The 6619-nt window shown below is 45.9% G+C and carries 2 protein-coding genes; both read right to left on the bottom strand.

Features of this window, described 5'->3' with window-relative positions:
• Window positions 1-5813: accessory Sec-dependent serine-rich glycoprotein adhesin (locus JX304_RS10880; protein WP_205011509.1), on the bottom strand; the 5813-nt coding region annotated here is incomplete at its 3' end.
• 182 nt (window positions 5814-5995) lie between these two features.
• Window positions 5996-6619 (bottom strand): LPXTG cell wall anchor domain-containing protein (locus JX304_RS04940; protein WP_205011508.1); only part of this gene is annotated, 624 nt, incomplete at its 5' end.

Raw genomic sequence — 6619 nt, 5'->3', positions numbered from 1 at the left:
GACGTTGATACAGACTCTGATACTGACACTGACTCGGACGTTGATACAGACTCTGATACTGACACTGACTCGGACGTTGATACAGACTCTGATACTGACACTGACTCGGACGTTGATACTGATTCTGAGGTAGAAATTGATTCAGACGTAGACACTGATTCAGAGGCTGATACTGACTCAGAAGTAGACACTGACTCGGACGTTGACACTGACTCGGATGCTGAAATCGATTCGGACGTTGACACTGATTCTGAGGCTGATACTGACTCGGATGTTGAGACTGACTGGCTTTCTGATACTGAGCTGCTCAACGATGCTGACAATGATTCAGAGGCTGACACTGACTCAGACGCGGAGACCGATTCAGACGTTGACACTGATTCAGATGTAGACACAGATTCAGAGGCTGAGACTGACTCAGATGTTGATACTGACTCAGACGCGGAGACTGATTCTGATGCTGACACTGACTCAGACGCGGAGACCGATTCAGACGTTGACACTGACTCGGATATCGACACTGATTCAGACGTCGAAACCGACTCGGATGTTGAGACTGACTCAGACGCTGAGACTGATTCAGAGGTTGACACTGATTCTGAAGTAGATACTGATTCAGAGGCTGATACTGACTCTGATGTTGAGATTGACTCAGACGCTGAGACTGATTCTGAGGTTGACACCGATTCAGAAGTAGAGACTGATTCGGACGTCGATGCTGATTCAGACGCTGAGACTGATTCTGAGGTTGACGCTGACTCGGACGTAGACACCGATTCAGATGTAGACACCGATTCAGAAGTAGAGACTGACTCTGATGTCGATACCGACTCAGAAGTAGACACTGACTCGGACGTTGATACTGATTCAGACGTAGACACTGATTCTGAAGTAGATACTGACTCTGATGTTGAAATTGATTCAGAGGTTGAAACGGATTCTGAGGCTGACACTGACTCAGACGTAGAAACTGACTCAGACACTGACAATGACTCGGATGTTGATACTGACACTGACTCAGACGCTGAAACCGATTTGGATGTTGAAACAGATTCCGACGCTGATACAGACTCAGACGCTGAAACCGATTCGGATGTAGACACTGACTCAGATGTCGATACCGACTCAGAAGTAGACACTGACTCGGATATCGACACTGATTCAGACGTCGAAACCGACTCGGATGTTGAGACTGACTCAGACGCTGAGACTGATTCAGAGGTTGACACCGATTCTGAAGTAGATACTGATTCGGACGTCGATGCTGATTCAGACGCTGATACTGATTCTGAGGTTGACGCTGACTCGGATGCTGATACTGATTCGGACGCTGAAACCGATTCAGAGGCTGAGACTGACTCGGACGTCGATACTGATTCAGACGTTGACAATGACTCGGATGCTGAAATCGACTCGGATGCTGAAATCGATTCGGACGTTGACACTGATTCTGAGGCTGATACTGACTCGGATGTTGAGACTGACTGGCTTTCTGATACTGAGCTGCTCAACGATGCTGACAATGATTCAGAGACTGACACTGACTCGGACGTTGAGACTGACTCTGAGGTCGATACCGACTCGGACGTTGAAACTGATTCAGAACTTGAAACTGACTCTGATGTCGATACTGATTCGGATGTTGACGCTGACTCGGACGCTGAAACGGATTCTGATACAGAAACAGATTCCGACGCTGATACAGACTCAGACGCTGATACCGACTCAGATGTAGATACTGATTCAGATGTAGATGTTGATACTGACTCGGACGCTGAAACGGATTCTGATACAGAAACAGATTCGGACGTTGACACTGATTCAGAGGTCGATACTGACTCAGACGTTGAAACGGATTCTGACGTCGAAACTGATTCTGAGGCTGACACTGACTCAGACGTAGAAACTGACTCAGACACTGACAATGACTCGGATGCTGATACTGATTCGGACGCTGATACCGATTCGGATGTTGACACCGATTCTGAAGTAGATACTGATCCGGACGTCGATGCTGATTCAGACGTTGAGACTGATTCAGATGTTGACACCGATTCAGACGTTGATACAGACTCGGATGCTGAAATCGAATTACTCAACGATGTTGAAATTGAAACTGATTCACTCAATGAGCTCGATACAGACTCACTCACAACCTTAGATGTACTCTCTGAAACCGATGCACTCAATGAGCTTGACACGGACTCGCTCACTGACTTAGATACGCTTGCTGAAACCGATGCACTCTGTGAGCTTGATACAGACTCGCTCACAACCTTAGATACACTAGCTGAAACCGAAGTACTTAATGAGCTCGATACAGACTCGCTCACAACCTTTGATACACTAGCTGAAACCGATTCACTCAATGAGCTCGACACGGACTCACTCACAACCTTAGACGTGCTCGCTGAAACCGATTCACTCAATGAGCTCGATACAGACTCGCTCACGACCTTAGACGTGCTCGCTGAAACTGATGCACTCTGTGAGCTTGATACAGACTCACTCACAACCTTAGACGTGCTCGCTGAAACCGAAGTACTTAATGAGCTCGATACAGACTCGCTCACAACCTTAGATACACTAGCTGAAACCGATGCACTCAATGAGCTCGATACAGACTCGCTCACAACCTTAGACGTGCTCGCTGAAACCGATGCACTCAATGAGCTCGATACGGACTGACTCACAACCTTAGATATGCTCACTGAAACCGATGCACTCAATGAGCTCGATACGGACTCGCTCACAACCTTAGACGTGCTCACTGAAATCGATGCACTCAATGACTTAGATACGCTTGCTGAAACTGATGCACTCTGTGAGCTTGATACAGACTCGCTTACAACCTTAGACGTGCTCGCTGAAACTGATGCACTCTGTGAGCTCGATACGGACTCGCTCACAACCTTAGACGTGCTCGCTGATACCGACACCGAATTAGAGGTTGATTGGCTCTCCAATATGGAAGTGCTCAACGATGCGGATTTTCTAGCGGACTCACTCAACGATTGCGAGACGGACTGACTCACAACTTTAGACGTGCTCGCTGAAACCGAAGCACTTAATGAGCTCGATACAGACTGGCTTACCACTTTGGATGCACTCGCCGATACCGAAGCAGACTGCAAGGCACTGACACTTGCAGAAACAGATTGCGAAACTTTCACAGATTCAGATTTTCTTGCAGATACCGATTGACTCGTTGAAGCGGATTGAGATTGAGAAATCTCCTTGCTCAATGATTGACTACGAGAGAGACTCGCTTGAGCAGATGCACTCGCCGACGCTGATTTGCTCAATGAAGCCGCCAAACTTTGCGAGCGAACCGAGCTCAGTGATTGGCTTAATGATACGCTCTGTGATTGCTTCGCACTTAAAGACTGACTGACAGATTGCGAAACTTTAGCAGATGCACTCTGACTGTTTGAAACAGACTGACTGTGATCGCTATCTGACAATTTCACAGCTACGACATTGGTCGTACTATCTTTATAAGTAATGGTGACTGTACCATCACTATTAACCGTATAGGCCTTAATGCGGTTAGCCACCTCTGGATTAACAGCCGACACAGCTGCAATCACCTTACTCTTATCTGCCTCTGTCAATGCAGTTAGGCTCGTCACCTGAATAGTGCTTGTTGGAGCAACACCTGGCGTACGATCAGCCAGACGTCCTTGGGTAATCCGAACTTCACCCAAACCATTTGGACGGTTCATATTAGACGCATTGTCAATAGCCGCGACATTGCGTTGCCAAGTATTCCGGTAAGAATGATAGAGATCATCCTTCAAATGAATGGTCGTTGTGATGGTTGCAGGGTTGGCACTAGTAGCCGTGATCTCTCCCGTGATAGGAGCAATATCACCTGTTCCATACTGGCTGCCACCAAAGAAATTCCCGTTCAAGGCATTGTCGTTCAAATCTGCCCGTGCAACAACTTTCATTTCTTTCAACTTGCCACTGTCATCCGTAGCTGTAAAAGTCACAACTGCATCATCACCCGCATAAATAACGTAGTTCTTCCCACCACCTTCAAGCGGGGTTGATTTCGGTTCTACACCATTAACAGTCAACTTAGCCGTCACTTCAGGGCGTGTAGCATCTGTCACTGCCACAGAATTACTAGCATCAGAATAAACCGCGTGATCACCATACATGATCCGTGCTTTAGCTGTCACACCACCAATTTGTAAAGGAACAGTTGGCGTCACACTGACTTGTCCAGAAGCATCCGCTACTGCTGTTCCGATTTCATCATCATTGTTATATAAGACAACGGTTGATCCAGGCTCAGCACCCGTCACCGTTACAGGTGTTTGAGTATAGGCCTTCTCTAGTAAGCGAGTCTCAACCATCGGTGCTGCTAGGCGCTTAACAGGAGCGGTTACATCATTTGTGGTGTTATCTTTATAAGTAATAGTCACCACACCTGATGATGAAACCGAATAAGATTTAAAATCCTTTGAAGTGGCAATATTTGGATTTGTCGCCTTAAAGGTTTCCCAAACCTTCTCTTTTTCAGCCTGGGCCAAGTTAGTGGTATCATTGACAAAAGTTGCCGTTGTCACAGCCGTAATCGGATTACGAATGCCATCATTTTGCGGTAAAACCTGAATACGTAGCGTACGTGTCACTGACTGCTTAGCCGTATTCGTCACTACAAAAGAAAGATTATAAATTTTCCCAGGCGTTACGACCTCTGTCTGCCCAACTGTTCCCATAATATTAAAGGCAACCGAGCTATTTCTCAAAGCAGAGGTCTGAGGAACGTTGATACCATTCACACGGTCACTAGTAGAGGTGTAACCAACACTTCGAATACTGAATTGTGTTGGTTTTGTTTCAAACACTCGATAAGCCTGATTGATGTAGTCAGAGTTATAAACAGAAATCAAGGCATTATCGGCTGGCCCGAGATTGTATTGGGGCGCACGGAGGCTGGTATCTGTGTCAATACGGTTCCCATTTCGAGGGTCGCGCTGACCAGATGTAGCGCGCAGCACCGCGTTGGCCAAGCGATTGCGAGCAATCTTTGCCTGGCTTTCCACAGCATCCATTTGAATTGCCGGATTAGACAAGCCAGTTCGAATAGCATCCAAAGCCAGATCTCCATTTTCAATTGCAGATTCGGTCCCCGGGATTTCCATAGCTTGTGCCCGATAGGTGTATAAATCCAAAGCCAAGGCTTGGAGACGCTGCACCTGGTCTTCTGAACGCTGAGTTGGAGCCTCTGCTACCCTCTCGCTCGTTTCAGAAGTAGCCCTGTGAATTGAATCGTCCTCAGAGACACTGCTACTATCAGTTCCTGAAGTGGACTGACTCGCTGAAGCAATAACAACATGTGATTCGCTCAAAGAAACCGACTGAGACAAAGAAAGGCTGTCACTAGCCGACTCTGATAGCGAGACAGATTCACTCATAGATTGACTGGCTGATGCAGAATCTGAGTTAGAGGTCGTCCCCAAGACAAAACTATCCGAACCCACTACACCGGTCGATGGGCTGATTTCAGACCCAACAGTCGTATCCATCCCATTTTCCTCGGCAAATACTGGATTAGCAACCGTTGTCGCTCCAGCAAGAGCCCCGAGTACAACCATCCCTTTGACCAGATCTGCAGGCATCGAGTGTGATGACGCTTCATATTGAACTACGATCTTTTCATCCACACCACTTCGCATGACGCGAAATAGGCCTAACCGAGAGACAGATGCTCGTACCCAATTCTTTCCTGATTTGATTAATTTAAAACGTGTGATTCGCTCCGTTTCGCGAAAATCACCCTTCGAACGTTTAAAAAACATGTCCGCTCCTTAAATTTTAGATATCAAGTTATTATACCTTATTTTTTCCCTAATGTAACTAATTAAGACCATTTTCTGATACGAAAATAACATACAAAAAAGAGAATCCGAAGATTCTCTTTTTTGGACTCTCTTTCATTTCCGATATTCACGAAATGATCGAATCAAATTAGGATAGAAGATTATTTTTCATCTTCTTTTTTACGACGACCAAGTACAGCCGCTCCAGCAAGTCCTGCAACTGCTCCAAGAAGAGCTGATGTTACAGATGTTGTTTCACCAGTATTTGGAAGTGCTACAGATTCGCTGTGTTTTTGTGATCCACTTGCTGATTCTGATGTAGACAATGACTCTGAACCAGAAGCTGATTGACTCATTGAGTTAGAGTATGAGCCACTAGCAGATGTTGATCCTGATTGACTCATTGAGTTAGAGTATGAACCACTAGTAGATGTTGATCCTGATTGACTCATTGAGTTAGAGTATGAACCACTAGCAGATGTTGATCCTGATTGGCTCATTGAGTTAGAGTATGAACCGCTACCAGATGTTGATCCTGATTGGCTCATTGAGTTAGAGTATGAACCGCTACCAGATGTTGATCCTGATTGTGATTGACTCACTGAAACTGAAGTACTTACTGATGTTGAAGTTGATTCAGATGCAGACACTGATTGACTTACTGATGTTGAAGTTGATTCAGATGCAGACACTGATTGACTTACTGATGTTGAAGTTGATTCAGATGCTGATACTGATTGACTTACTGAGGTTGAAGTTGATTCAGATGCTGATACTGATTGACT

It is taken from the genome of Streptococcus parasanguinis (genome assembly GCF_901875555.1).
Classification (GTDB): Bacteria; Bacillota; Bacilli; order Lactobacillales; family Streptococcaceae; genus Streptococcus; species Streptococcus parasanguinis_H.
The sequence above is the reverse complement of the archived record's forward strand: the minus strand, read 5'-3'. Positions and strand labels throughout refer to the sequence as shown.